At 69.2% G+C, this 23665-nt stretch carries 22 protein-coding genes and 1 tRNA gene; 16 read left to right on the forward strand and 7 right to left on the reverse strand.

Features of this window, described 5'->3' with window-relative positions; all coding sequences use genetic code 11:
• Positions 1-112: 112 nt before the first annotated feature.
• The 3 genes from cysS to MWU52_RS02835 all read left to right on the forward strand — a co-directional run bounded on the left by cysS (position 113) and on the right by MWU52_RS02835 (position 3883).
• Complete coding sequence (gene cysS, locus MWU52_RS02825) at positions 113-1468, forward strand: cysteine--tRNA ligase (protein WP_246949208.1); 1356 nt, start codon at positions 113-115, stop codon at positions 1466-1468.
• A 67-nt stretch (positions 1469-1535) separates the two neighbouring features.
• Positions 1536-3131: a citramalate synthase gene (gene cimA, locus MWU52_RS02830; RefSeq protein WP_246949209.1), complete on the forward strand. Its 1596-nt coding sequence runs from the start codon at positions 1536-1538 to the stop codon at positions 3129-3131.
• Positions 3128-3883: a squalene/phytoene synthase family protein gene (locus MWU52_RS02835; protein WP_246949211.1), complete on the forward strand. Its 756-nt coding sequence runs from the start codon at positions 3128-3130 to the stop codon at positions 3881-3883. Before cimA ends, MWU52_RS02835 begins: the two co-directional genes overlap by 4 nt.
• A gap of 4 nt (positions 3884-3887) precedes the next feature.
• Here MWU52_RS02835 and MWU52_RS02840 read toward each other — a convergent pair whose 3' ends face one another.
• Complete coding sequence (locus MWU52_RS02840) at positions 3888-4388, reverse strand: flavin reductase family protein (protein WP_246949213.1); 501 nt, start codon at positions 4386-4388, stop codon at positions 3888-3890.
• Between the two features lie 94 nt (positions 4389-4482).
• Here MWU52_RS02840 and speB point away from each other — a divergent pair, with 94 nt between their 5' ends.
• Positions 4483-5463, forward strand: a complete 981-nt coding sequence (gene speB / locus MWU52_RS02845) for an agmatinase (RefSeq protein ID WP_246949215.1) — start codon at positions 4483-4485, stop codon at positions 5461-5463.
• Here the strand turns inward: speB and MWU52_RS02850 are convergent.
• The gene (locus MWU52_RS02850; protein ID WP_246949217.1) at positions 5460-5867 is read right to left on the reverse strand and encodes a response regulator; all 408 of its coding nucleotides are present in this window, start codon (positions 5865-5867) and stop codon (positions 5460-5462) included. The genes speB and MWU52_RS02850 overlap by 4 nt on opposite strands.
• A gap of 3 nt (positions 5868-5870) precedes the next feature.
• Positions 5871-7286, reverse strand: coding sequence for a histidine kinase dimerization/phosphoacceptor domain -containing protein (locus tag MWU52_RS02855; protein ID WP_246949218.1), 1416 nt, complete (start codon positions 7284-7286; stop codon positions 5871-5873).
• Between the two features lie 189 nt (positions 7287-7475).
• Here MWU52_RS02855 and MWU52_RS02860 point away from each other — a divergent pair, with 189 nt between their 5' ends.
• From MWU52_RS02860 to MWU52_RS02875, 4 genes are all read left to right on the forward strand, one after another.
• The gene (locus MWU52_RS02860; RefSeq protein ID WP_246949220.1) at positions 7476-8462 is read left to right on the forward strand and encodes a PAS domain-containing sensor histidine kinase; all 987 of its coding nucleotides are present in this window, start codon (positions 7476-7478) and stop codon (positions 8460-8462) included.
• Between the two features lie 150 nt (positions 8463-8612).
• On the forward strand, positions 8613-9608 hold the full coding sequence (locus tag MWU52_RS02865; protein ID WP_246949222.1) for an HWE histidine kinase domain-containing protein: 996 nt from the start codon (positions 8613-8615) through the stop codon (positions 9606-9608).
• Between the two features lie 64 nt (positions 9609-9672).
• Positions 9673-10629, forward strand: a complete 957-nt coding sequence (lipA, locus tag MWU52_RS02870) for a lipoyl synthase (protein ID WP_246949225.1) — start codon at positions 9673-9675, stop codon at positions 10627-10629.
• Positions 10630-10921: 292 nt separating this feature from the next.
• Positions 10922-12010, forward strand: coding sequence for a trypsin-like peptidase domain-containing protein (locus MWU52_RS02875; protein ID WP_246949228.1), 1089 nt, complete (start codon positions 10922-10924; stop codon positions 12008-12010).
• Here the strand turns inward: MWU52_RS02875 and MWU52_RS02880 are convergent.
• Entirely contained in the window at positions 12007-12582 is a 576-nt protein-coding gene (locus MWU52_RS02880; protein ID WP_246949230.1) for a nucleotidyltransferase family protein, read from the reverse strand. The two genes, MWU52_RS02875 and MWU52_RS02880, sit on opposite strands and share 4 nt — an antisense overlap.
• 154 nt (positions 12583-12736) lie before the next feature.
• Here MWU52_RS02880 and MWU52_RS02885 point away from each other — a divergent pair, with 154 nt between their 5' ends.
• Together MWU52_RS02885 and MWU52_RS02890 are read left to right on the forward strand one after the other, a co-directional pair.
• On the forward strand, positions 12737-13033 hold the full coding sequence (locus MWU52_RS02885; RefSeq protein WP_246949232.1) for a c-type cytochrome: 297 nt from the start codon (positions 12737-12739) through the stop codon (positions 13031-13033).
• Between the two features lie 185 nt (positions 13034-13218).
• Entirely contained in the window at positions 13219-14511 is a 1293-nt protein-coding gene (locus MWU52_RS02890; RefSeq protein ID WP_246949235.1) for a PQQ-dependent sugar dehydrogenase, read from the forward strand.
• A gap of 35 nt (positions 14512-14546) precedes the next feature.
• Here the strand turns inward: MWU52_RS02890 and MWU52_RS02895 are convergent, their stop codons facing one another.
• Together MWU52_RS02895 and MWU52_RS02900 are read right to left on the reverse strand one after the other, a co-directional pair.
• A complete protein-coding gene (locus tag MWU52_RS02895) occupies positions 14547-14993 on the reverse strand; it encodes a hypothetical protein (RefSeq protein ID WP_246949238.1) in 447 nt (148 codons plus the stop codon).
• Positions 14994-15033: 40 nt separating this feature from the next.
• Positions 15034-15123: transfer RNA gene (locus tag MWU52_RS02900), tRNA-Ser, on the reverse strand.
• A 94-nt stretch (positions 15124-15217) separates the two neighbouring features.
• On the opposite strand from MWU52_RS02900, the gene MWU52_RS02905 reads away from it, so the two are divergent.
• The 6 genes from MWU52_RS02905 to MWU52_RS02930 all read left to right on the forward strand — a co-directional run bounded on the left by MWU52_RS02905 (position 15218) and on the right by MWU52_RS02930 (position 21604).
• Entirely contained in the window at positions 15218-16216 is a 999-nt protein-coding gene (locus tag MWU52_RS02905; RefSeq protein ID WP_246949241.1) for an ArsJ-associated glyceraldehyde-3-phosphate dehydrogenase, read from the forward strand.
• Positions 16213-17412 (forward strand): organoarsenical effux MFS transporter ArsJ, encoded by a 1200-nt coding sequence (arsJ, locus tag MWU52_RS02910; protein ID WP_246949242.1) that lies wholly within the window; start codon positions 16213-16215, stop codon positions 17410-17412. The genes MWU52_RS02905 and arsJ overlap by 4 nt, the downstream gene beginning before the upstream one ends.
• A gap of 110 nt (positions 17413-17522) precedes the next feature.
• Complete coding sequence (locus MWU52_RS02915) at positions 17523-18125, forward strand: CDP-alcohol phosphatidyltransferase family protein (RefSeq protein WP_246949245.1); 603 nt, start codon at positions 17523-17525, stop codon at positions 18123-18125.
• Positions 18126-18132: 7 nt separating this feature from the next.
• Positions 18133-19323, forward strand: coding sequence for an ABC transporter substrate-binding protein (locus tag MWU52_RS02920; RefSeq protein WP_246949246.1), 1191 nt, complete (start codon positions 18133-18135; stop codon positions 19321-19323).
• Positions 19324-20982: an ABC transporter permease subunit gene (locus tag MWU52_RS02925; RefSeq protein WP_246949250.1), complete on the forward strand. Its 1659-nt coding sequence runs from the start codon at positions 19324-19326 to the stop codon at positions 20980-20982.
• Positions 20975-21604: an ATP-binding cassette domain-containing protein gene (locus MWU52_RS02930; RefSeq protein ID WP_246949253.1), complete on the forward strand. Its 630-nt coding sequence runs from the start codon at positions 20975-20977 to the stop codon at positions 21602-21604. Before MWU52_RS02925 ends, MWU52_RS02930 begins: the two co-directional genes overlap by 8 nt.
• Here MWU52_RS02930 and MWU52_RS02935 read toward each other — a convergent pair.
• Positions 21601-23613, reverse strand: coding sequence for an ASKHA domain-containing protein (locus MWU52_RS02935; RefSeq protein ID WP_246949256.1), 2013 nt, complete (start codon positions 23611-23613; stop codon positions 21601-21603). The genes MWU52_RS02930 and MWU52_RS02935 overlap by 4 nt on opposite strands.
• Between the last annotated feature and the right edge of the window lie 52 nt (positions 23614-23665).

Below are 23665 nucleotides of genomic sequence, written 5' to 3' on the forward strand. Positions count from 1 at the left end.
GCGCATCTGCATCACCTGCATTTCCACCGCCCGCTGAGATTTCGGCGGGCGCGAGGGTGCCCGCGACCGTTCTCCCGGCCATCCCCGACCCGCAAACACGAGGAGAGGTCCGATGGATCGGCCCGAGATACGCCTGCGCAATTCGATGACCCGCCGGGTGGAGACGTTCGCCCCGATCGACCCGGCGAATGTGCGGCTCTACCTCTGCGGTCCGACGGTCTATGATCGCGCGCATCTGGGCAATGCCCGCAACGTGATCCTGTTCGACCTCCTGTTCCGCCTGCTGCGCCACGACTACGGCGCGGATCACGTGACCTACGTGCGCAACTTCACCGACGTGGACGACAAGATCATCGCCCGCGCCGACGAGACCGACCGCGACATCGCCGACATCACCGCCGAGACGACCGGCTGGTATCTGGACGACATGGCCGCGCTCGGCACGTTGGAGCCGACCCACATGCCGCGCGCCACCGACCATATCGGCGACATGGTCACGATGATCGAAGGGCTGATCGCATCCGACCATGCCTATGCCGCCGAAGGCCACGTGCTGTTTTCCGTCGCGTCCTATGAGGGCTACGGCGCGCTCTCGGGCCGGTCGGTCGACGACATGATCGCCGGCGCCCGGGTCGAGGTCGCGCCCTACAAGCGCGACGCGATGGACTTCGTTCTCTGGAAACCCTCGGGCGAGGGCGAGCCCGGCTGGGACAGCCCCTGGGGCCGCGGCCGCCCCGGCTGGCACATCGAATGCTCGGCCATGTCGAAAGCGATCCTGGGTCCGCATTTCGACATCCATGGCGGCGGCAACGACCTGATGTTCCCGCATCACGAGAACGAGCGCGCGCAATCCTGCTGCGCCGATCCCGGCGCGGGCTTCGCAAACATCTGGCTGCACAACGAGATGCTGATGGTCGAGGGTCGGAAGATGTCCAAGTCGCTTGGCAACTTCTTCACCGTCCGCGATCTGCTGGACCGGGGCATCCCCGGCGAGGTGATCCGCTTCGTGTTCCTCTCGACGCACTACTCCAAGCCGATGGACTGGACGGAAGGAAAGGCGCGGGAGGCCGAAGCCACCTTACGCAAGTGGCGGGCGCTGGTGACCGATGGGGGTGTCATCGACGATGCGGTCCTCGCCGCCCTGCGCGACGACCTGAACGCCCCCGGCGCCATCGCCGAGTTGCACCGTCTGGCCAAGGCCGGCGACGGCGCCGCGCTGAAGGCGTCTGCGGGGGTTCTCGGCCTGCTTGGCGAGGATATAGGCTCCTGGGCCGCCGAGGGCGATGCCCCCCTGGTCGAGGCAGTGCTGGCCGCCCGGCTCGAAGCGCGCGCGAACAAGGACTGGGCAAGGGCCGACCGGATTCGCGACGCGCTTCTCGCTGCGGGCGTGGTCGTGACCGATGGCAAGGGCCGGGGGTGGGACGCCGGTCCCGGCTTCGACCCCGCGAAACTGGAGGGGCTGGTGTGATCCCGGACATGCCGGACGCGGATCGTCCGTCGGCCACGTGCCACGAATACCTCGATCGGAGGGTCCGATGACCGACCGTCTCTACCTCTACGACACGACCCTCCGGGACGGGCAGCAGACGCAGGGCGTCCAATTCTCGGCCGCCGAAAAACACGAGATCGCGGCCCTCCTCGACGCGCTCGGTCTCGATTACGTCGAAGGTGGCTGGCCCGGCGCCAATCCCACCGACAGCGAGTTCTTCGACGACGCGCCCCGCCTGCGCGCCACGATGACCGCCTTCGGCATGACCAAGCGCGCGGGCCGGTCCGCCGCCAATGACGACGTGCTGGCCGCCGTCCTAAACGCCCGCACGCCCGCCGTTTGCCTTGTCGGAAAAACGCATCCTTTTCACGTGGAAACCGCCCTCGGCGTCACATTGGAGGAGAACCTGGAGGCCATCCGCGACTCGGTCGCGCATCTCGTGGCCGAGGGGCGCGAGGCGCTGTTCGACGCGGAACATTTCTTCGACGGCTACGACAGCGACCCCGAATACGCGCTGGCCTGCGCGCGGACCGCGCTCGACGCCGGCGCCCGTTGGGTCGTGCTCTGCGACACGAACGGCGGCACCATGCCCGCCCGCATCGCCGAGACGGTGCGCGCCGTGATCGACGCCGGCATCCCCGGCGACCGCCTCGGCATCCATACCCATAACGATACCGAACAGGCCGTCGCCGGAACCCTCGCCGCCGTCGATGCCGGCGCCCGGCAAGTGCAGGGCACGCTGAACGGGCTGGGCGAACGCTGCGGCAACGCCAACCTGACCGCGCTGATCCCGACGCTGCTGCTCAAGGCACCCTATGCCGAGACCTACGAGACCGGTATCGATCGGGCCGACCTGCCGCAGCTGATGCAGGTCTCGCGGCGCCTCGACGACATTCTGAACCGCGTCCCCCGGCGTGAGGCGGCCTATGTCGGCGCCTCGGCCTTCGCGCACAAGGCGGGCCTGCATGCGAGCGCGATCCTGAAGGACCCCACGACCTACGAACACATCCCGCCCGAAGCGGTCGGCAACGCCCGGATCGTGCCGATGTCGAACCAGGCCGGCCTGTCGAACCTGCGCAAGCGTCTGGCCGATCTGGACCTTTCGGGGGATGACGACCAGATGCGGCGTATTCTGACCCGCGTGAAGGATCGCGAGGATCGCGGCTATGCCTACGACATGGCGCCCGCGAGCTTCGAGCTGATCGCGCGGGAGGAACTGGGCCTGATGCCCGACCTGTTCGAGGTGAAACGCTATCGCGTCACCGTCGAGCGGCGGAAGAACAAGCGCGACCGGATGGTCACCCTGTCGGAGGCCGTGGTCGTGGTGAAGGTCGATGGCGAAAAGCGCCTGTCGGTCAGCGACAGCCTCGACGAGGCGGGCAGCGATCGCGGCCCGGTCAACGCGCTCTCGAAGGCGCTCGCCAAGGATCTGGGCCGGTATCAGGACGCCATCGCCGACATGCGCCTGAAGGATTTCCGCGTCCGCATCATGCAGGGCGGGACCGAGGCCGTCACCCGCGTCCTGATCGACCACGAGGACGATGCCGGCCGCCGCTGGTCCACCGTCGGGGTCAGCCCGAACATCGTTGATGCGAGTTTCGAGGCACTGCTGGACGCAGTGCGCTGGAAACTGGTGCAGTGACCCCGGACGAAGGCATCGCCGCCTGCGCGGGGCTGGTGCAGCGCGGCGACCCAGGCCGCTTTCGCGCCGTGATGGCCGCGCCGGTCGACCTGCGCCGGATGCTGTTCCCCCTTTACGCCTTCAACCTCGAGGTGGCGCGCGCGCCGTGGCTGACGCAGGAGCCGATGATCGCCGAGATGCGCCTGCAATGGTGGCGCGACGCCCTGGCCGAGATTGCGGGTGGTGGGCCCGTCCGGCGGCACGAAGTCGTCACGCCGCTTGCCGCGACGCTCGACGCGCAGGGCACGCGCGATCTGGACGACCTTGTCGATGCCCGCCGTGCCGATATCGACGGCCCCCGGTTCGACACGCAGGCCGACCTGGTCCGCTACCTCGACCGCACCTCGGGCACGCTCCTCTGGACGGCTGCGCGACTGGCCGGGGCCGGGGACGAACCCGCCGCGCGCGATGCGGGCCTGGCCCAGGGGATTGCGAACTGGCTGGTCGCGGCGCGGGAGCTGACGGCCAAGGGGCGTCATCCCTTGCCGCCGGGCGACGCCGCGGCGCAGGTGCGCGAACTGGCGGAGACGGGCCTTTCGGCGCTCGGCCGGTTCAGGCAGGCGCGCATGCCAAGGGACGCGCGGCCGGTGCTTCTGGTCCTGTCGGATACGCGACCCTTGCTGGAGGCCTTCGCGCGACGCCCGGGCGAGGTGCCCCGGCTGAACCCGCTGCGAAGCTATCTCCGCCTCGCCTGGGCCGCGGCCCGGCGCTGACGGTTCAGGCCTTCTCCGCCCGCAGGTACGCCCGCATTCCGTAGATCAGGGGCGCGCCTTCCTCGGCCACGCGCACGGCCCGGACCGCACCGATGATGACGTGATGCGTGCCTACCAAATCGGCGCTCTGCACCTCGCAATCGAAGCCCGCAAGGCCATGCAGGACCGGGGCGCCCGTTGCCAGCACGTCCCAGGCCGTGTCCGCGAACCTGTCGCCGCCCGGCGCGTCGGTGCGGCCGGCGAACGTGTCCGCCACGTCCTGCTGATGCGCCTCCAGCACGTTCACCGCGAAGCAGCCATTGGTCAGGATCGGCCCGGCCGCCGACGCGCCCCGGTTGATGCAGACCAGCATCGTCGGCGTGTCGCCATCGGCCGACACGCTGGTCATCGCGCTGACCGTGACGCCGGCGCGGCCGCCCGGACCATCGGTCGTGACCACGCTGACCGTCGCGGCGGCGCGGGACATGGCGTGGATGAACTGGGTGCGCAGGTCGGTGTCGGACATGCTGGTGACCTAACGCATGGGGCAGGGGTGTCGAGAGGCTTTCCCTTTCGTCCAGCCCATGATGTGGTCGCGGCCAAACGGAAGGGAGGCGGCTATGGCATTGCAGGACGCGCGCGATCAGGTGGACGGGGCGTTCACGCGCAAGGACCCCAGGGGCCTGAACTTCGAGAACGCGTTCGGCGGCGCCACATCGATCTTCCGCCGCGCCTATACCAAGGATCTGGCGGGCTATGACCTCGCCATCACAGGCGTGCCCTTCGACCAGGCGGTGACGCATCGGCCCGGCACCCGCTTCGGCCCGCGCGCCATCCGCGAGGCGTCCGCGCTGCAACCCTTCGATCCGCCCTATTACTGGGGCTATTCTCCGCTCGACGAGTTCGCGGTGGCCGATTACGGCGATGTCGGGTTCGACTATGCCAAGGTCGCCGATTTTCCAGGTGCGCTGCGCGATCACGTGCGGGGGATCCTGGCCCACGATGCAGGTTGCATCGCCATGGGCGGGGATCACTATGTCAGCTTTCCCATCCTGCAGGCCCATGCCGAGAAATACGGCCCCCTCAGCCTGATCCATTTCGATGCCCATTCCGACACCTGGCCCGACGACGACATGGACCGGATCGACCATGGCACGATGTTCTACAAGGCGGTCAAGACGGGCGTGATCGACCCGGCGACCAGCGTTCAGGTCGGCATCCGCACGGTGAACCCTGACACGATGGGTGTTACCACGATTGACGCGCGCGCCGTGCACGAGGCCGCGCCGGGCGAGGTCGCGCGCCGCATCAAGGCAGTGGTGGCCGACCGACCCGCCTACCTGACCTTCGATATCGACTGCCTCGACCCCGCCTTCGCGCCCGGCACCGGGACGCCGGTCTGGGGCGGGCTGTCGAGCGGGCAGGCGGCGGCGATCCTGCGGGACCTGGCGGGGGTGAACCTCGTCGGTGGCGATGTGGTCGAGGTCTCGCCACCCTATGACACGACCGGGGCCACCGCCATCGCGGGGGCGCATGTGGTGATGGAATTGGTCTGCCTCTGGGGTTGGACGCGCCGGGTGGGGCAGGGGGATCGGACCTAGTCGCCGCCCCGCAGGCGCAGCGCGGCGCAGCCCAACGCGTCGCGGATCTCCGACGGCAGGACCGGCTTGCCGACGAAGGCCACTGGGTCCAGCGCCGTCAGCACGTTGCGCGTCACCGTATCCAGGTTGCCGCTGACGAAGATGCAGGGCACGTCGAACTCCCGGCGCAGCATAAGACCGGCGTCGGCGCCCGTGTCGCCGTTGCGCAACCGGAAATCCATCAACGCGACGTCGGGCCGAAGGGCCATCGCCTGCGCGCGGCATTCGGCGATGTCGACGGCGATGCCCACGACCCGATGGCCTGCCCCCTCGACCTGCATTTCCAGATCCAGGGCGATCAGCCCCTCGTCCTCGACCACGAGCACGCGCAGCGGCCGGTCGTCCTCAAGTTTGCGTTCGCCCATTGATCACATTGCCAGCGGAACCGTCAGCCGGACCGAGTGACCGGGGCCGGAACCGCTTTCCTTCGTCGCGTCGAGTTGCCGGACCATCCCCGCGATGATGCGGGTGCCCATTCCCGCCTCAACGCCCGAGAGCGGCATTCCGATCCCGTCATCGCTGACCGCCAGCAGCAGCGCCCCGTCATCCTGCACGGCCGAGACGTCGACATGCCCGGTGTCCCGCCCACGGAACGCATGGATCAAGGCATTCGTGACGAGTTCGTAGATCAGGAGCGTCAAGCTGATCGCGCGATCGATATCGATGCATACCGGATCGGCCCTACATGTCAGGCGGATTCCGTCGGGGCCCTGCGCGGCCATCGTATCGCAGAGCTTGGGAATGAAGTCGCCGATCTCGACCGTCGAGACCTGGCCTGCCCGATAGATCAGTTCATGAACGGAGGCGACGGCCTGCACCCGGCCAGCCGCGCGCGCCAGACGATCGCGGGCCACGTCGGACCGGGCCGTGCGGGCGTCGATATTGAGGATCGAGGATACGACCTGAAGCGAGTTCTTGATGCGGTGGTTCACCTCCGCCAGCAGTATGTTCTGCTTTCCAAGCAGGGCGTCGCGGTCGGACACCGCCTTCGTCAGCGCCTCCTCGCGGTGGTGGGCCGGGGTGTTGTCGATCGTCGCGCCGACGAGCCAGCCGTGGTCCTGATCGTCCTGACGGGTGACCTCGCCGAGGTTGAGGACCCATCGGACTTCCCCGTCGCTACCGATGATCCGATGTTCGATTTCGAAGGTCGTGCCCGATGGGGCGCTGGCCAGTCTGTCCAGCTCGGCCACGACGCGATCCCGGTCGTCGGGGTGGTAGCGGTCGAAATAGACCCGGCTGTCCACTTCGCCATTATGCCGGTCCAACTCGAACAGACGAGCCAGTTCGGACGACGTGATCCCGCGTCCCGTCTTCGGCGAGAATTCCCACGTGGCGAAGGAATTCACCCTGTGGCTGGCCTTCTGCCGTATCCGGCGGTCGCGCTGCTTCAGGACCTGGTCTGTCGCGTTCCAGCCGTTGTGAACGATGCCGACGACCTTGCCGCCCTGCAGGATCGGAACGTTGGTGGCGCGCCACCACTGGTTCGTGAACGTTACTTCGGAACCACGCCGGATCGGTATGGGATGGCGGAAGACTGGCATCGTCTCGCGCACGCCGCTGCACACCACCCGGTCCAGCGATGCGCGCAACCTCTCGGGTGCGTCCGACGGATCGTCGGGGTCCACGGGGAAGGCGTCGAAGATGGAATGCCCGATCACATCCTCCGCCTTCGCCCCCGTCATTTCCAGGTAGTCGTCGCTGGCGGTCTGGATGATGAAATCGAGATCCAGCCTGACGAAGGCCAGCGGCACCGCGGACAGAAGGTCCTGTTCTTCGAACGTCATCACCGGATGCTCCACGAAGCCCTTGCGCACATACCTAGCTTTGTGCCGGCGGACGGCAAAGATGCGTTTGGGGGTGGAAGGATGGTTGATCCGCCACAGGGCGCGCCGCGCGCCTTTCACAAGTGACACAAAACAGGCGAAATGTTATGTGTCCTCAGGGGGTCGCCTCGGGGGGCGTGGGGTCTGGCAATGAAGGATGTCGATTTTCGTGCGGCTTTTCTCAGGAGCCCCGCGCCGCTTCTTATTGTCGATGGCGAATTGCGAATCGTCGAGGCGAGCGATGTCTTTCGCCGCGAGGTCGGCCTTTCGACCGACGATGCGATCCTTGGCCGCAGTCTCTTCGATGTCGTGACGGTGCCGTTCGATGCCCAGGGCGAGATCGCGGCGTTGGTCTACGAGGCCATCGCCGGGCAGCGCGCCACGCGCGAGCCGGTCGTTCTGCCGCCCGGCGACGATGGGCCGTTTTCCGACAGGACCTGGCGCATGATCGCGCATGCCGTCGACGGCGCGCATCGCCCGCATCGCCGCATCCTCATCCGGATGGAGGACATCACGGACCGTATGCGCGCCGAGAGCCTGCGCGAGACGATGCTGGGCGAGATGACGCACCGCGTGAACAACCTGTTCGGCCTGCTGTCGGTCCTTGCCCGACGTTCCGCTGCCGACGAGACCGACGTGCAGGTGTTCCTCGAGAAGTTCCAGGGCCGGCTGATGGCGCTCGCCTCCGCCACCAAGCAGCTGCTCGAGAACGAACGCGGCGGCGTCCTGCTGGGCGATCTGGTCGAACGCGGCCTCGCGCCGTTCGCGCCGCGGGACGCCGGCCGGCTTCGCATCGCGGGCCCGGCACTGCACCTGAGGGCCGGGGCGGCACAGGCCATTGCGATGGGTCTGCACGAGCTTGCGACGAATGCCACCAAGCATGGGGCGTTGCGTGGACCCGACGGCCATGTCGAGGTCGTGTGGGAGAGGGACACGAAGGCGGGCGCGATCCTGCAGTGGCGCGAAGGCGGCGTCATGCCCGCATCCATTCAAGGGGCGAGGCCCGGCTTCGGCTCCACCGTCCTTCAGAAGATCGTGCCGGCCCAGGTCGGTGGCGAGATGCGGCGGGAGCCCACGTCCGACGGCCTGGTCTATCGGTTGTCGCTCGGCCACGACGCCCTGATCGCCGAGGCGTGAGCCGGCCGGCGCCGTCATGCGACGCCCCAAGCGCCGTCCGCCGTCGACGGCCCCCCGAATGGCGCGGCACCTGGTGCATCGCCGTATCGAACCCTGATACCCTCCGCCGTGGATTGCGCCGGGCCGCGGCATTCGCCAAGTTCGCGCGATATGAATGATACTCACGATACCGGCAGGTCCGCGCCGGAGGACGTCTTCGAGGCGGTCGCCATCCCCCTTGTGATTCTCGATCGCGAACACCGCATTGTGGACATGAACACCCGGTTCCGGACCATGCTCTCAGTACCCCCCGAAGTCATCGGCCGGCGCATGCTGGACGTGTTCGCCGAGACGGACGAAAGGCGTGCGCGGTTCGAGCGGGCCTACGATCGCGCGCTCCGGGGTGAGACGGTGGTGCTGGATCGGGAATACTACCGTGTGCAGCCCGGCGATGGAGACGACGAGGGGTGGGAGGATCGGTGGTGGACGGTTGGCGTCTCGCCCCTGGATCGCCGGGACGGCCGGCATATCGTCCTCGTGATCGAGGATCGCACGTCGGAAGTGCTGGCGGAGCGCATGAACGAGACGATCGCGTCCGAGCTGCAACATCGGATGGCGAACCTCGCCAGCCTGATCGGCGTCATCGCGCAACAATCGGCCCGCGGCGCCACCGATGTCGACGCCTTCGGCGAAGCCCTGATCGCCCGGATCGAGGCGCTGACGCATGCAACCCGCATCCTCAGTGGGGAACAATGGACGGGGGCGCCCGTTGCGGAACTGGTCAGCGGCGCGCTGAAGCCGTTCGAGTCCGTCCTGGGCAATCGCGTCTCGATCGGCGGGGCCGCGGTCGCGCTAACGGCGCCGGCCGCGCAGGCGCTGACGATGGGCCTGCACGAACTGGCGACGAACGCCGTCAAGCACGGGGCGCTGTCCCGCTCGGCCGGACGGCTGGCCATCGCATGGGCCCCGGCCGAAAATGGCGGTCTGGACTTGGAGTGGCGGGAGACCGGGACCGGCCCGACAGCCAATCCCGAACATGCCGGGTTCGGCACGACGATGCTGACGCGGCTGTTGCCGACGCAGCTGCAGGGTGAGGCGGAGCGGACCTTCACGCGGGACGGGATGGAGTACCGGCTGCGCATCGGGCCGGCGATGCGCGCGACCTGAGGGGCGGGTCTCGACAGGCCCGGCGCGGCGCCCTATCTAGCCTTGACCGGAGAGGAGACGCCGAATGCCGCGCGACCTGAAGATTCCCGCCGAGCGTCACCCCGAAAAGGCACGTCGCCCCGACAACCCGCAGCCCCGAAAGCCGGACTGGATCCGCGTCAAGGCGCCGGTGGGCGAGGGCTACAAGGCGACGGCCCGGATCATGCGGGAGCACAAGCTGGTCACCGTCTGCGAGGAGGCCGGTTGCCCCAACGTGGGCGAGTGCTGGTCGCAGGGTCACGCCACGATGATGATCATGGGCGAGGTCTGCACGCGGGCCTGCACGTTCTGCAACATCGCCACCGGCAAGCCGCCCGAGGCGCTGGACGTGTTCGAGCCGGGCCGCGTGGCCGACGCCGTCCAGAAGCTGGGCCTGAACCACGTGGTCGTCACGTCCGTCGATCGCGACGATGTCGAGGATGGCGGCGCCGCGCATTTCGCCCAGACGATCCGCGCGATCCGCAAGCGGTCGCCGGGCACCACGATCGAGATCCTGACCCCCGATTTCATTCGCTGCGGCCCCGAGGCGCTGGAGGAGGTGGTGGCCGCGAAGCCGGACGTCTTCAACCACAACCTGGAAACGGTCCCCGGCCTTTACCCCGAGGTTCGGCCGGGCGCGCGCTACTTTCATTCGCTGCGTCTGTTGCAGCGCGTGAAGGAACTGGACCCATCGATGTTCACGAAGTCGGGGATCATGGTGGGGCTCGGCGAGGATCGGCAGGCCGTGCTGCAGGTCATGGACGACATGCGCGCCGCGGACATCGATTTCCTGACCATCGGCCAGTACCTGCAGCCGACGCCGAAGCACCACCGCGTCGACCGCTTCGTCACCCCCGAGGAGTTCGCGGGCTACGAGAAGGCCGCCTGGGGCAAGGGCTTCCTGATGGTCTCGGCCACGCCGCTGACGCGGTCGTCCTATCACGCGGGCGATGACTTCGCCCGGTTGCGCGCCGAGCGGGAGCGGCGGCTGGCCGACGCCTGACGCGTCCGGTCCCGATGCGCCGACGGTCGTGGCCGGGTTTCGTCCCCGATTTCGGCCGCCGACCGAACGGAATGGACCGCTCGAACGCGGCTATGGATTCCGGTCCCGTTCAGATCGGACGAATTTTGCGCGTGCCCGCTCAGGGTGTCGGGACAACGTCTAGAAAACCATGGGTCGTCCGCGAGCATCCTGCCGGCCCGGAAGCGGCCCTCGTTCTCCCTGATGGATGCGCGCTCACGGATGCCGCGACCCAGCCGTTTCCAAGCTGCCTTCGACACCCTAGATCGGCCCCATGACCCGTTCGTTTCCGATCCTGCTGGTCTTGCTTCTCGGCGTCCTGCTCGGCGCGTTCGCCACGCCGCGCCTGCAATCGCTGCTGGCCCCGCCGGTGACCGTGACGCCACGTGGCGATCTGGCCGCCGACGAGGCCGCGACAATCGCGCTGTTCGAGGCGGCGCAAGGCTCCGTCGTCTCGATCGCTACCACGGCGCGGGCCCGCGACATGTTCCGGCGCGGGGTCGAGGTGCCGCGGGGGTCCGGCTCCGGTTTCGTTTGGGGCGATGGTGGTCATGTCGTCACCAACGCCCACGTGATCGAGGGCGCGACCGGCGCGACGGTGCGCCTGCCCGGCGGGCGGGCGTTGCAGGCACGGCTCGTCGGCGTGGCGCCGCGGCACGACTTGGCCGTGCTGAGGGTGAACGGCATGCGCGGCATGCGCGCGCTTCCGTTGGGAACCAGCGGCGACTTGCAGGTGGGGCAAAAGGTCTTCGCCATCGGCAACCCGTTCGGGCTCGACTTTTCGCTGACGACCGGCATCGTCAGCGCACTGGACCGGGAGCTGCCGGGCGCGAGGGGCGTGACCATCCGTGGCTTGATCCAGACCGACGCAGCGATCAATCCGGGCAATTCGGGCGGCCCGCTCCTGGACAGCGCGGGGCGTCTGATCGGGGTCAACACGGCGATCTATTCGCCGTCGGGCGCCAGCGCGGGCGTGGGTTTCGCAGTCCCGGCGGATACGGTGGCGCGTGTCGTGCCGCAGCTGATCGCGCGGGGCCGCTACCGGCCGCCCAGCCTGGGCATTCAGGGCGATCCCCGCGCCGACGCCTTGCTGCGCGCGAATGGGGCGGACCCGGGCGTGTTGGTCCTGGACGTGATCGCCGGCGGTCCGGCCGAGGCCGCCGGCATCGCGCCCGCGCGGTTGACCCCGGCGGGCCTGATCCCCGGCGACGTGATCGAGGCGATCGACGGTGCCGAGGTAGCCAGCCTGGACGACCTGCTAGCCGAACTCGACCGCAAGGCGGTGGGCGACACGGTCCGCCTGCGCCTGCGCAATGGCGACGACCGGCGCGAGGTGGAGGTGGCTCTGGGCCCCGGCGACTAGCGCCGGGCCCGCCAGGCGGCCCAGTCCTCCGGCGTGTCGAGGTCGGTCGTTGCGGCCCGGCCGGGCAGGGCCAGCGTCGCGACCCGGTGGCGTGCCAGGATCGGTTTCGCGCCGGTATCGCCCGACAGGTCGGAAAGTGCGCCGAAATGCGTGCGGTCGAATACGACCGGCTGCCCCGGTCGGCCATCCGCGTCCGTCGCACGCAGGATCGTGGCATCGCTGTTCCGCCAGGCCGTAGCCAAGGCGTCGAACGCGGCCGCGTCGATCTCTGGCATGTCGGCCAGATGGATCAGGACGGCTTCCGCCCGGCAGGCCGCGACCCCGGCGCGGATCGAGGCCGACATCGCGCCGGCGTCCAACTCGACCAGGCGCGCCGGCGTATCGCCCAGCCAGGCGCGGCGGGGCGAGTTCCGGGGCAGCGTCACGATCACCTCGTCCGAGACGGCGCAGGCGGCCCGAACGGCGCGCAGCAGAAGCGGCGTGCCGTCCACCTCCTGCAGAAGCTTGTCGTCGCCGCGCATCCGCGACGAGGCGCCGGCGGCGAGGATCAGAATGGCGGGTGTGGGGCGCATTCGTGGTTCCGTATCGTGCAGCCCCTTGTCGCGGACGGCGCGCCCAAGGTGGGCGAACGCGGCTCGGCGGGCAAGCATCCGCCTTGAACGGCGCGCCGAAATGCCCGAGGGTCGTCGGGACGGATGGGGGAATATGACAGTGCCGATCGACAGGATGACCGCGATCATCGTTCTGGGTCTGGGCGCGCCGGCGCTGGCCGCCGATGGCGTGGCGGGCGAGGCGCTCTATCAGGATGTCTGCCGCAACTGCCACGGCCCCAAGGCGCAGGGCATGGCCAGCTTCCCCAAGCTGTCCGACAAGGATGCCGACTATGTCGCGATGCGGCTGGAGCAGTACCGCGCCGGCGAGACCGTGGGCCCGAACACCGCCCTGATGGCCCCCCATGCACAGGATCTGACCGACGTGGAGATCGCCGATCTGGCGTCCTACGTCACGACCGCATTCGACTGAACCCGCGAGGACGGCGACGCCGCGACCATTCGCCCAAAGGCGGGCACCGTCCGCCGGATGGGGGCGAAACCTGTTGTCGGATCAAAGAATCTTGACCTAAGGTAAAGGACCCCGGGCCGCGGTTCGGGGCAGCGGGCGCGCCGGTCTCACGCGCCGGTCCCCGCATCGATTCCAGGGAGGATACCATGCCGAACCGAAACCGTATCAGAGCCACGGACTGGCTCATCCCCGTGATGGCCGGAAGCCTTGCCTTCGCGCTGCCTGCGCATGCGCAATCGGGGCCGAACACCACCAGCCTGCAACACACCGTCGTGCTGTCCGATCTGGAAAGCCCCTGGGACATGGCGTTCCTAGACGACGGGACGATGTTCTTCACCGAGAAGTGCAAGGGCCTGTCGGTCCTGATGCCGTCGGGCGATCTGAACGCGCTGCTGGGGATGAGTGAGAGCGAAGGCTATGCCTCGACCGCCGACGACCTGTTCTGCGAGGGCCAGGCCGGCATGATGGGCGTGGCCGTCGACCCCGACTTCGCCGAGAACCGCCGCATCTACGTCTATTCGACCTCCAACATGTCGGATCCGCATACCAACCGGCTGATGCGGCTGGTCGTGAACGATGATTTCTCCGACGTGTCGGATCGCACCGACATCGTCGACGACGTCCCCTACAAGATGGAGGCGAGCGACCATCCCTTCGGCGGCCCCGGTGCGCATAACGGTGGCCGCGTGCGGTTCGATGCCGACGGCGCGCTGTGGCTGACCACTGGCGACAACCACAACGAGGAGGTGCCGCAAAGCCCCACGATGATGGGCTCCAAGGTGCTGCGGATGGACACGGATGGAAACGCCCATGCCGAAAACACACCGCCCGAAGGGTTCGACCCCCGGACCTATACCTACGGGCATCGGAACGTGCAGGGCATCGCCTTCCACCCCGAAACCGGAACGCCGATCACGGCCGAACACGGGCCCTGGCACTCCGACGAGATCACCGTCCTGCAGAACGGCGGCAACGCCGGTTGGGACCCGCGCGACAACATGGCCGGCCGGGGCGACTGCCCGGACGGCTATTGCGGCTACATGCCCAACCAGGCCGAGGGGATGAACCGGTTCGAGCGGGCGTCCTTCATGCCGATGACGGATTTCGAGACCTATCCCGACGCGATGCCGCCCATCTGGGACAACAACGGCTGGTCGCAGGGCACGTCCTCGGCCGCGTTCCTGGAAGGCGAGCAATGGGGCGACTGGGACGGCACGATGGCCGTCGGCATCATGGGCATCGGCTTCGGTGGCACGCCCATCGGACAGCGCATCGACGTGATCGAGCTGTCGGATGACGGGATGGAGGTCGTCGACGTGACCGAGATGACCCTGCCGATGGAGGCCGGACGCTTCCGTTCGCTGGTCCTGGGGCCGGATGGCAGCCTCTATGCCGCGGTGGACGAGGGGACGATCCACAAGCTCACCCCCGGCGGCTGAGCCGAGCTGGGCCGTGCCGCGCGACGGCGCGGCCCTCACTCGCCCCGGATCAGGGCCTCGGGCAGCGCATAGCGTTGGTCGTCGACCCGGATCAGGTGCATGCCGTCCACGACCTTCCAATCCGTATCGGTCCCGTTGCCGGACATCGTCGCATCCGCCCGCAGGAACTCACTCCGCGCGAATTGCAGAAACCGCGCGAACCCGTTCGGGAACGTGACCCGCGCGGTGGCCGATCCGTCCGAACCCCGGGCGACGGCCACGTCGCATTCCATCATCGCCTCGCCGGCTTCCTGCGCGCATGGGATGCGGGCGTGGATATCGAAATCGCCGCGGCGGGCCCGGCGGAAACTGTCACCGGCCTCGTCCTGAACCGGGATCGGCCGTGCCAGGGGCAGTGTCGCCAGATCGCGTGCCGGCACCATCGCAGGGGCCGCGGCCGGCAGGGCGAGAAGAAAGGTGACGAAAGGCAGGGTCTGGCGCATGACCGGTCCTCCTCCTCGGGGTGGGGCGCGGGGGCCCTGGTGGCAGAGGCGGTGGGATTCGAACCCACGAGACGCTCTCGCGCCTGCCGGTTTTCAAGACCGGTGCCTTCGACCGCTCGGCCACACCTCCGACGACGGTGTCGCTACACCGGGGGGGCGCGATTGGGAAGTGTCATGGATCTGTTACCTTGCCGGCCTAGCGGCGCGGTGCGGCATGACGGGGGATGGATGCGATGAAGGTGCTTCTCAACGGGCTGGGCCGGATCGGCAAGCTGGTTTTGCGCGACCTGATCGACACGCCCGGCGGGGTCGAGGTCGTCGCCGTGAACGACGCCGCCGGCGATGCCGAACAGCATGCCCTGCTGATGGAGTTCGACAGCGTCCACGGCCGCTGGATCCGCCCCTGCCGGGCCGAAGGCGACCGCCTGCACCTCGGCGACGCCTCCGTCCCGCTGACCGGGCACCGCCGGATCGAGGATCTGCCGCTCGGGGGCATCGACGCCGTGCTGGACTGCACCGGCGCCTTCAAGACCGACGCCGCGGTGGAACCCTATTGGGCCGCAGGCGTGGACCGCGTGCTGGTTTCGGCCCCGATCAAGGGCGACGCTGCGTTGAACCTCGTCTACGGGGTGAACCACGACCGCTACGACGGCACGCAGCGCCTCGTCACGGCGGCCAGCTGCACGACCAACTGTCTGGCGCCCATCGTCCACGTGCTGCGCGATATCGGAATCCGGCACGGCAGCTTCACCACGATCCATGACGTCACCAACACCCAGACCATGGTCGACCGGCCGCACAAGGATCCGCGGCGCGCGCGCTCGGCGCTCAACAACCTGATCCCGACCACGACCGGGTCGGCCCGTGCGATCATGGCGATCTTCCCCGAGATGGAGGGGCGGCTGACGGGCCATGCCGTCCGCGTGCCGCTGCTGAACGCGTCGCTGACGGATTGCGCGTTCGAGATGGCGCACGAGGTTACGGCCGAGGGCATCAACAACGCGTTTCGCCGGGCAGAGGCGGGGGCCCTCGCCGGCATCCTCGGGGTCGAGGATCGCTCCCTGGTGTCGTCGGACTTCCTCAACGAGCGGCGCTCGGTCGTGATCGACGCGCCGTCGACGGTGGTGGTGCAGGGAACGCATCTGAAGCTCTATGCCTGGTACGACAACGAATACGGTTATGCCGTCCGCCTGGCCGACATCGCGCGGATGATGGCCGGATGACATCGCTCCGGGGCTATGCGGCCGTCACCGCGGCCTATTGGGCGTTCATGCTGACCGACGGCGCGTTGCGGATGCTGGTGCTGCTGCATTTCCACCGGCTGGGCTTCTCGCCGCTGCAACTCGCCTGGCTCTTCGTCCTCTACGAGGTGGCGGGCATCGTCACCAACCTGACCGCCGGATGGCTGGCCGCGCGCTTCGGCCTGGCCTCGACGCTGATCGCCGGGCTGGCACTGCAGATCGTGGCGCTGGCGGCCCTGACCGCGCTCGACCCGGGCTGGACGATCGCGGTTTCGGTCTGGTTCGTGATGCTGGTGCAGGGCGCATCGGGGGTGGCCAAGGACCTGACCAAGACTGCGTCGAAATCGGCGGTGAAGCTGCTGGCGCCGGCGGGGCAGGGGCTGTTCCGGTGGGTCGCGGTCCTGACCGGGTCGAAGAACGCGATCAAGGGTGCGGGCTTCTTCGTCGGCGCCGGCCTTCTGGCGGGCGTGGGGTTCGTGCCGGCCCTTTGGCTGATGGCGGCGACCCTGTCGCTGGTCCTGCTGGCCATCGCGATCTTCCTGCCCGCGGGCCTTTCGATCCGCGACAAGGGCGCCCGCTTCGCCCACGTCTTCAGCACGGACGCCCGCATCAATCGCCTGTCGCTGGCCCGGATGTTCCTCTTCGGCGCGCGCGACGTATGGTTCGTCGTGGCCCTGCCGATCTGGCTGGCGGCGACCTTGGCGCAGGGCATGTCAGACGACCGCGCGTTCTTCCTGACCGGGGGTTTCATGGCGCTCTGGATCGTGGGCTACGGCGCGGTGCAGGCGGCCGCGCCGCGGATCATGGGGCAGGGCGATGCAGGGCGGGCCGGTATCTGGGCGCTGGCGCTGGCGGTCGTGCCCTTCGCGCTCGCGCCGGTCGCGCTCGGCTGGTCGGGCTCGATGGCGGTCGTGCTGGTGGGGCTGCTGGCGTTCGGGGCGCTCTTCGCGATGAACTCGGCGTTGCACTCCTTTCTGATCCTCGACTTCGCGGGCGCTGCGCGGGTGACGATGGATGTCGGCTTCTACTACATGGCGAATGCCGCCGGGCGTCTGCTGGGCACGGTCCTGTCGGGACTGACCTATCAGCTGGGCGGGCTTTCGCTCTCGCTGGCGGCGTCGGCCGTGATGCTGCTCGCCTCGTCCCGGATCGTCGGGCGTATTCCTGCCCGTGCGTGACGCAGCGTTCACTTGACGGGTCCGCCCCCTCGGCTCACATCTTCGTGGGTTGTCGCCCATGCCCCCGCCGGGCATGCGATAGGTCAGTCCGTCCCGCAGCCCGAGGGTTCATGTTCGACGCCAGGATCCGTCCCCTGATCGACCCGCCGCTTGATCGTGCCGGCCGCCATCTGGCCCGGTGGGGCGCCACGGCCGACGCGATCACGTTGACGGGTCTGGCGCTGGGCCTGATCTCGGCCGTCTGCATCGCGCTCGGGGCGTTCGGCTGGGCGCTCCTGCCGCTTCTGGTGTCGCGGGTGCTCGACGGGCTGGACGGGGCGGTCGCGCGGGCGACGCATCCGACGGATTTCGGCGGCTATCTCGATATATGGGCCGACTTCGTCTTTTACGGCGCGGTGCCCTTCGCCTTCGCCGTGGCGGATCCGGCGAACGCGCTGCCGGCGGCGTTCCTTCTGCTGTCGTTCTACGTCAACGGAACCAGCTTTCTGGGCTTCGCGGTGCAGGCCGAAAAGCGGGGCCTGACGACACGGGCCCAAGGCCGCAAGTCGCTCTACTATTCCGTCGGACTGCTGGAGGGGGCCGAGACGATCGCCTTCTTCGTGCTGCTGTGCCTGCTGCCGAACCAATTCGCGCCGCTGGCCTGGGCGTTCGGTGGCCTGTGCCTGCTGACCGCGACCGCACGCGTCATGAACGCCCGCCACATCCTGAGTTGAGAGAGACATGAGACTGATCCTTGCCCTGACCGCGTTGCTGACCCTGCCGGCGCAGGCCGATATCGACCCCGCCGACTGGGATGCCGTGACCCGCGCGGCCGAGGGGCAGACGGTCTATTGGCATGCCTGGGGCGGGTCGTCGGCCACCAACGACTTCATTTCCTGGATCGGCGACCGCGCGGCCGAGGAAGGCGTGACGCTGGAACACGTCAAGCTCGCCGATACGGCCGATGCGGTGGGCGCCGTGCTGACCGAACGCCAGGCCGGGCGCGACAGCGGCGGCTCGGTCGACCTCATCTGGATCAATGGCGCGAACTTCGCCTCGATGAAGGCGAACGACCTCCTCTTCGGGCCCTTCGCCGAGCAGCTTCCGAACTGGCGCTATGTCGATGTCGACGGCAAGACCGTCACGACCGACTTCACCGTCCCGACCGAGGGCTACGAGAGTCCCTGGGCCATGGCGCAGCTCGTCTTCGTCCACGATACGGCACGGGTCGAGGATCCGCCGAAATCGGCCGAGGCCCTGCTGGACTGGGCCGGGCGGAACCCCGGGCGCTTTACCTATCCGCAGCCGCCGGACTTCCTGGGCACGACCTTCCTCAAGCAGATGCTGATCGAGACGGTCGAGGAGGCATCTGTCCTGCAGGCGCCGGTGGGCGACGACTATGCCGAGGTGTCGGCGCCGCTCTGGGATTTCCTCGACCGGCTGACGCCGCTTTTGTGGCGCGAGGGGCGCGCCTATCCCGAGACCGGTCCGCGGATGCTCCAACTCATCAACGACGGCGAGACCGACCTCGCCTTCAGCTTCTCGCCCGGCGAGGCGACCGCGGCGATCGCCAATTACGAACTGCCCGAGACGGTGCGGACCTATGTGCTCGATGGCGGCACGCTGGGCAATGCCAGCTTCGTCGCGATCCCCTATAACGCCAACGCCAAGGAGGGCGCGATGGTCGTGGCGAACATCCTGCTGTCGCCCGAAGCGCAGCTTCGCGCGCAGACGCCCGACATTCTGGGCTATGGCACCGTCCTCGACATGGACAAGCTGCCCGGGGCCGACCGTGCCGCCTTCGATGCGCTCGACCTCGGGATCGCGACGCTGACGCCGGCCGAACTCGGCCCCGCCCTGCCGGAGCCGCATCCCAGCTGGGCCACCCGCCTGGCCGAGGATTGGGTCGCGCGCTACGGCGTCGCCCAATAGGTGCTGCGCCCGCTTCCGCTCCTGACGACGCTCGTTCTGGCCGGCCCGGTGGCCTTCGGGTTACTGGGCACGGTCCTTCCCGCCTTCGGATACCTCGTTCCCGGGGCCGATGCGCCGATGCAGGCGGCACTCGGCTGGCGGGGGCTGCCGCGCGCGCTGGGGGTGGCGATCCTGTCGGGCGTGCTGTCCACGCTGGGCGCGCTTTCGGTCGCGGCGCTGATCCTCGCGGGCTGGCACGGCACGCGCGCCTTTCGCTGGCTGGAACGCGCGCTCTCGCCGCTCCTCGCGGTGCCGCACGCGGCAGCGGCCCTCGGGCTCGCGTTCCTGATCGCGCCATCAGGCTGGATCGCGCGCATCCCGGCGGTGGCCCTCGGGTGGGAACGGGCGCCGGACCTGCTGATTCTGAACGATCCGTGGGGCCTGTCGCTGACCGCCGGTCTGATCGCGAAGGAACTGCCGTTCCTGTTGCTGATGATGCTGGCCGCCCTGCCGCAGGCGAATGCGGGCCCCCGGCTGCGCGTGGCGCGGTCGCTGGGCCAGGGGCGCGTCGCGGGGTGGTTCAAGGCGGTGTTCCCCGGCGTCTACGCACAGGTGCGGCTGCCGGTCCTGGTGGTGCTGGTCTACGGCATGACCAATGTCGACGTGGCCGTCATCCTCGGGCCGTCGACGCCTTCGACCCTGGCGGTGCAGGTGACCCGCTGGATGATGGACCCGGACCTGAGTTCGCGCGCCGTCGCCGCGGCCGGTGGCGTGATCCTGTTCGCGGCGACGCTTGCCGTCCTGGCCCTGTGGTTCGCGGGCGAGAGGCTGGCCGCGCGGCTGGGCCGGCGCTGGGTCGTCTCCGGCGGCGGGGCGCCCGAACGGGTGGCACGCGGGGCGGGCCTCGCATTGGCGGCGGGGTCGGCGGCGATGGTGCTGGCCGGCTTGGCGGCGCTTGCCGTCTGGTCGGTTGCGGCGCGCTGGTCCTTTCCCGACCTGGCACCCGAGGCGCTGACCTTGCGCAGCTGGGCGCGCTTCGGCCCGTCCATGGTCGATGTGGCGCTCGACACCGTCGCGCTGGCCGGCGCGGCGACGCTCGCGTCGCTCGTCCTCGTGGTCGGGTGCTTGGAGGCGGAGCATCGCTTCGGGCTCACGCTCGGCCAGCGGGCGCTCTGGCTCCTTTACCTGCCGCTTCTGGTTCCGCAGGTCGCCTTCCTGCCCGGGTTGCAACTCCTGCCGCTGTCGCTGGGCTTCGGGCCCTCCTGGGGGCTGGTTCTGGCCGGACATGTCGTGTTCGTCCTGCCCTATGTCTTCCTGTCCCTTTCCGGCCCGTTCCGGGCCTGGGACATCCGGTTGGCGCGGGTGGCGTCGGGCCTCGGCGCATCGCGCAACCGCACGCTCTGGACGCTGCGCCTGCCGATGCTCGCCGGGCCGCTGCTGACGGCCGCGGCGATCGGCATCGCGGTGTCGGTGGGTCAATACCTGCCGACGCTGCTGCTGGGCGGCGGGCGGATCGCGACCCTCGTGACCGAGGCGGTGGCCCTGTCCTCCGGCGGGGACCGGCGCGCGATCGGGGTCTGGGGCCTGGGCCAGACCGGCGCGGCGCTGCTGCCCTTCGCGCTGGCGCTGATCGTGCCGGCCATCCTGTTCCGCAACCGCCGGGGTCTGCGCCATGGCTGACGGCCTGCGGATCGAGGATGTCGCGGTGATGCACGGGTCCGACACGTTGCTGCGGCTGGATGCCCATGTCGCGCCCGGCCGGGTGTTGACGCTGATGGGGCCGTCGGGCTCGGGCAAGTCCACGTTGCTCAGCGTCGTCATCGGCGACCTCGCGCCGGCCTTTTGCGCGACGGGCCGCGTGATCCTGGACGGCCGCGACCTGACCGGCGTTGCGCCCGAAGCCCGGCGCGTCGGTCTGCTGTACCAGGATCCGCTGCTGTTTCCGCATCTCGACGTGGCCGCGAACCTGGCCTTCGGGCTGCCGCGCGGGGGCGGGCGGGCCGAACGTTGCGCGACTGTCGCCGCCGCGCTGTCCGAGATCGGGCTGGCCGGGTTCGGCCCCCGCGATCCCGCCACGCTGTCGGGCGGGCAGGCGGCCCGTGTGGCGCTGATGCGCACGCTCCTGTCGCGCCCGCGCGCCTTGTTGCTGGACGAGCCGTTCTCCAAGTTGGACGCGGATCGGCGCGGGCAGATGCGCGACCTCGTCTTCGCCCGTGCACGCGGGGCTGGCGTGCCCGTGCTGATGGTGACCCATGACGCCGCAGACGCCGAGGCCGCACAGGGCGAAGTCGTGACGCTCTAGCGCCGCCGCCGCTGGCGCGCGCGCCCCTCGGATGCGGTGTTGAAGCTGACATCGGGCAGGGCGGGCAGGTGCGGGAAGGGCGCCGTCGCGTGCGGGATCGCGTTGGCAGCCACGAAATGCTCCTGAAAGCGGGGCGCGATCGCCGTCTCGACCTTCTCGACGCGACGCACCAGGTCCTCGACATGGCCGCGGGCGGACCGGTTGCACAGCGCCATCCGCGCGCCATGCCCGGCGGCGTTGCCCGCGCTCGTCACCGCGTCGAGCGGGGTATCGGGGAACATCCCCAGCACCATCGCGTGTCGGGGCGAGATATGGGCCCCGAACGCCCCCGCCAGCCGCACCCGCGCCACGGTATCCACGCCCGCCTCGTCCATCAGCAGGCGCGCGCCGGCATAGAGCGCGGATTTCGCCAGCTGGATCGCGCGGATGTCGCCTTGCGTGACCAGGACACGCCGTTCGCCCTCGTCCCGCGATCCGTCCCACAAGAGGTAGGCATGCGTGCGTCCCATGCTCTCGCAGCGCGGCGTGCCGACCTGGTCGGCCGATCCGATCAGGCCCGATGCGTCCAGGATGCCGGCCATCCGCATCTCGGCCACCGCCTCGATGATGCCGGACCCGCAGATGCCGGTGATGCCCGTCTCGGCTGTCGCGGGGCCGAAACGCGGATCGTCGGACCAGTATTCGCACCCGACGACGCGGATACGCGGCTCCTTGGTGACGGGATCGATCTCGACGCGTTCTATCGCGCCTGGCGCGGCGCGCTGTCCGGCGCTGATCTGCGCGCCCTCGAACGCCGGACCCGTGGGCGAGGAGCAGGCCAGGATCCGTTCGCGATTGCCCAGCAGGATCTCGGCATTGGTGCCGACATCGACGATCAGCGTCAGCTCGTCCTGGCGGTCCGGGGCCTCCGACAAGGCGACGGCGGCGGCGTCGGCGCCGACATGGCCCGCGATGCAGGGCAGGAGATAGGCGCGCGCGCCCGGCGCGACGGAGGTCAGACCGATCTCGGCCGCCGCCAGCCGCATCGCGTCGGACGTGGCCAGCGCGAAGGGCGACTGGCCAAGCTCCACCGGGTCGATGCCCAGAAGCAGGTGATGCATGACCGGGTTGCAGACCACGACCGCCTCGACCACGTCGCCCGGTGGGATGCCTGCCTGGCCGGCCAGGTCGACCGCCAGCGCGTCGATCGTCTCGCGCACGGCGCGGGTCATCTCGACATCGCCGTCAGGGTTCATCATGGCATAGCTGACCCGGCTCATCAGATCCTCGCCGAACCGGATCTGGGGGTTCATCACCCCGCCCGAGGCCCGCACCTCGCCCGTCGACAGGTCACACAGATGCGCCGCGATCGTGGTCGAGCCGAGGTCGATGGCAAGGCCCAGCAGAGGTGCCGTACGCAGGCCGGGAAACAGGTCCACGATCCGGCCCTCGTCATGGTTGACGGCGACGGTGACCTGCCAGTCGCCCTTGCGCAGCACAGGCTGCAGCCGCCGCAAGAGGGCCGGGGACATGCGCAGGTCGTGCAGATCCCACTGCGCCGCGAGCGCCGCCTTCACCCGCTCCAGATCGCCGGACGGGGCGTCCATGTCCGGCGCTTCCACCGTAACCATGTGCAGGCGCGTGGCCGGGTCCATCACGATGGGCGCCCCGCCGGCCTCCTTGCGGACGACTTGGCGGTGGACCTGGCTTTCGGGCGGGACGTCGATGACCACGTCGCCCTGCACCTGAGCCTGGCATCCGAGGCGCCGCCCCGGCTTCAGTCCGCGTTTCTCGTCGTAGCGGCGTTCGACGGCGTTGAACTCCGACAGCGCGTCATCCGCGATCGTGACGCCCAGCTTCGGGAAGGCCCCGCGCCCGGGCTGGACCTGGCAGCGTGAACAGATGCCCCGCCCGCCGCAGACGCTGTCCAGGTCGACGCCCAGGGACCGCGCGGCCTGAAGGACGGGCGTGCCCGTCGCGAACCGGCCGCGTTTGCCCGAAGGCATGAAGATCACCTGATGGTCGGTCATGCCCGGCCCATCTTCGCGCGGGTCCGCCCCCGGTTCTCGGCTGCCTCGCCCA

The sequence above is a fragment of the Jannaschia sp. S6380 genome, from assembly GCF_023015695.1.
Lineage (GTDB): Bacteria > Pseudomonadota > Alphaproteobacteria > Rhodobacterales > Rhodobacteraceae > Jannaschia.

What these genes read in the sequence shown, in the direction of transcription:
- MWU52_RS02840 (WP_246949213.1), bottom strand. Translation starts at nt 4,388, where the DNA reads ATGTCCGACACCGACCTGCGCACCCAGTTCATCCACGCCATGTCCCGC.
- MWU52_RS02930 (WP_246949253.1), top strand. Translation starts at nt 20,975, where the DNA reads ATGGCTGACGGCCTGCGGATCGAGGATGTCGCGGTGATGCACGGGTCC.
- MWU52_RS02875 (WP_246949228.1), top strand. Translation starts at nt 10,922, where the DNA reads ATGACCCGTTCGTTTCCGATCCTGCTGGTCTTGCTTCTCGGCGTCCTG.
- MWU52_RS02880 (WP_246949230.1), bottom strand. Translation starts at nt 12,582, where the DNA reads ATGCGCCCCACACCCGCCATTCTGATCCTCGCCGCCGGCGCCTCGTCG.
- lipA (WP_246949225.1), top strand. Translation starts at nt 9,673, where the DNA reads ATGCCGCGCGACCTGAAGATTCCCGCCGAGCGTCACCCCGAAAAGGCA.
- speB (WP_246949215.1), top strand. Translation starts at nt 4,483, where the DNA reads ATGGCATTGCAGGACGCGCGCGATCAGGTGGACGGGGCGTTCACGCGC.
- cysS (WP_246949208.1), top strand. Translation starts at nt 113, where the DNA reads ATGGATCGGCCCGAGATACGCCTGCGCAATTCGATGACCCGCCGGGTG.
- MWU52_RS02895 (WP_246949238.1), bottom strand. Translation starts at nt 14,993, where the DNA reads ATGCGCCAGACCCTGCCTTTCGTCACCTTTCTTCTCGCCCTGCCGGCC.
- MWU52_RS02935 (WP_246949256.1), bottom strand. Translation starts at nt 23,613, where the DNA reads ATGACCGACCATCAGGTGATCTTCATGCCTTCGGGCAAACGCGGCCGG.
- MWU52_RS02855 (WP_246949218.1), bottom strand. Translation starts at nt 7,286, where the DNA reads ATGACGTTCGAAGAACAGGACCTTCTGTCCGCGGTGCCGCTGGCCTTC.
- MWU52_RS02915 (WP_246949245.1), top strand. Translation starts at nt 17,523, where the DNA reads ATGTTCGACGCCAGGATCCGTCCCCTGATCGACCCGCCGCTTGATCGT.
- MWU52_RS02885 (WP_246949232.1), top strand. Translation starts at nt 12,737, where the DNA reads ATGACCGCGATCATCGTTCTGGGTCTGGGCGCGCCGGCGCTGGCCGCC.
- MWU52_RS02865 (WP_246949222.1), top strand. Translation starts at nt 8,613, where the DNA reads ATGAATGATACTCACGATACCGGCAGGTCCGCGCCGGAGGACGTCTTC.
- MWU52_RS02905 (WP_246949241.1), top strand. Translation starts at nt 15,218, where the DNA reads ATGGATGCGATGAAGGTGCTTCTCAACGGGCTGGGCCGGATCGGCAAG.
- MWU52_RS02920 (WP_246949246.1), top strand. Translation starts at nt 18,133, where the DNA reads ATGAGACTGATCCTTGCCCTGACCGCGTTGCTGACCCTGCCGGCGCAG.
- MWU52_RS02890 (WP_246949235.1), top strand. Translation starts at nt 13,219, where the DNA reads ATGCCGAACCGAAACCGTATCAGAGCCACGGACTGGCTCATCCCCGTG.
- MWU52_RS02850 (WP_246949217.1), bottom strand. Translation starts at nt 5,867, where the DNA reads ATGGGCGAACGCAAACTTGAGGACGACCGGCCGCTGCGCGTGCTCGTG.
- cimA (WP_246949209.1), top strand. Translation starts at nt 1,536, where the DNA reads ATGACCGACCGTCTCTACCTCTACGACACGACCCTCCGGGACGGGCAG.
- MWU52_RS02860 (WP_246949220.1), top strand. Translation starts at nt 7,476, where the DNA reads ATGAAGGATGTCGATTTTCGTGCGGCTTTTCTCAGGAGCCCCGCGCCG.
- arsJ (WP_246949242.1), top strand. Translation starts at nt 16,213, where the DNA reads ATGACATCGCTCCGGGGCTATGCGGCCGTCACCGCGGCCTATTGGGCG.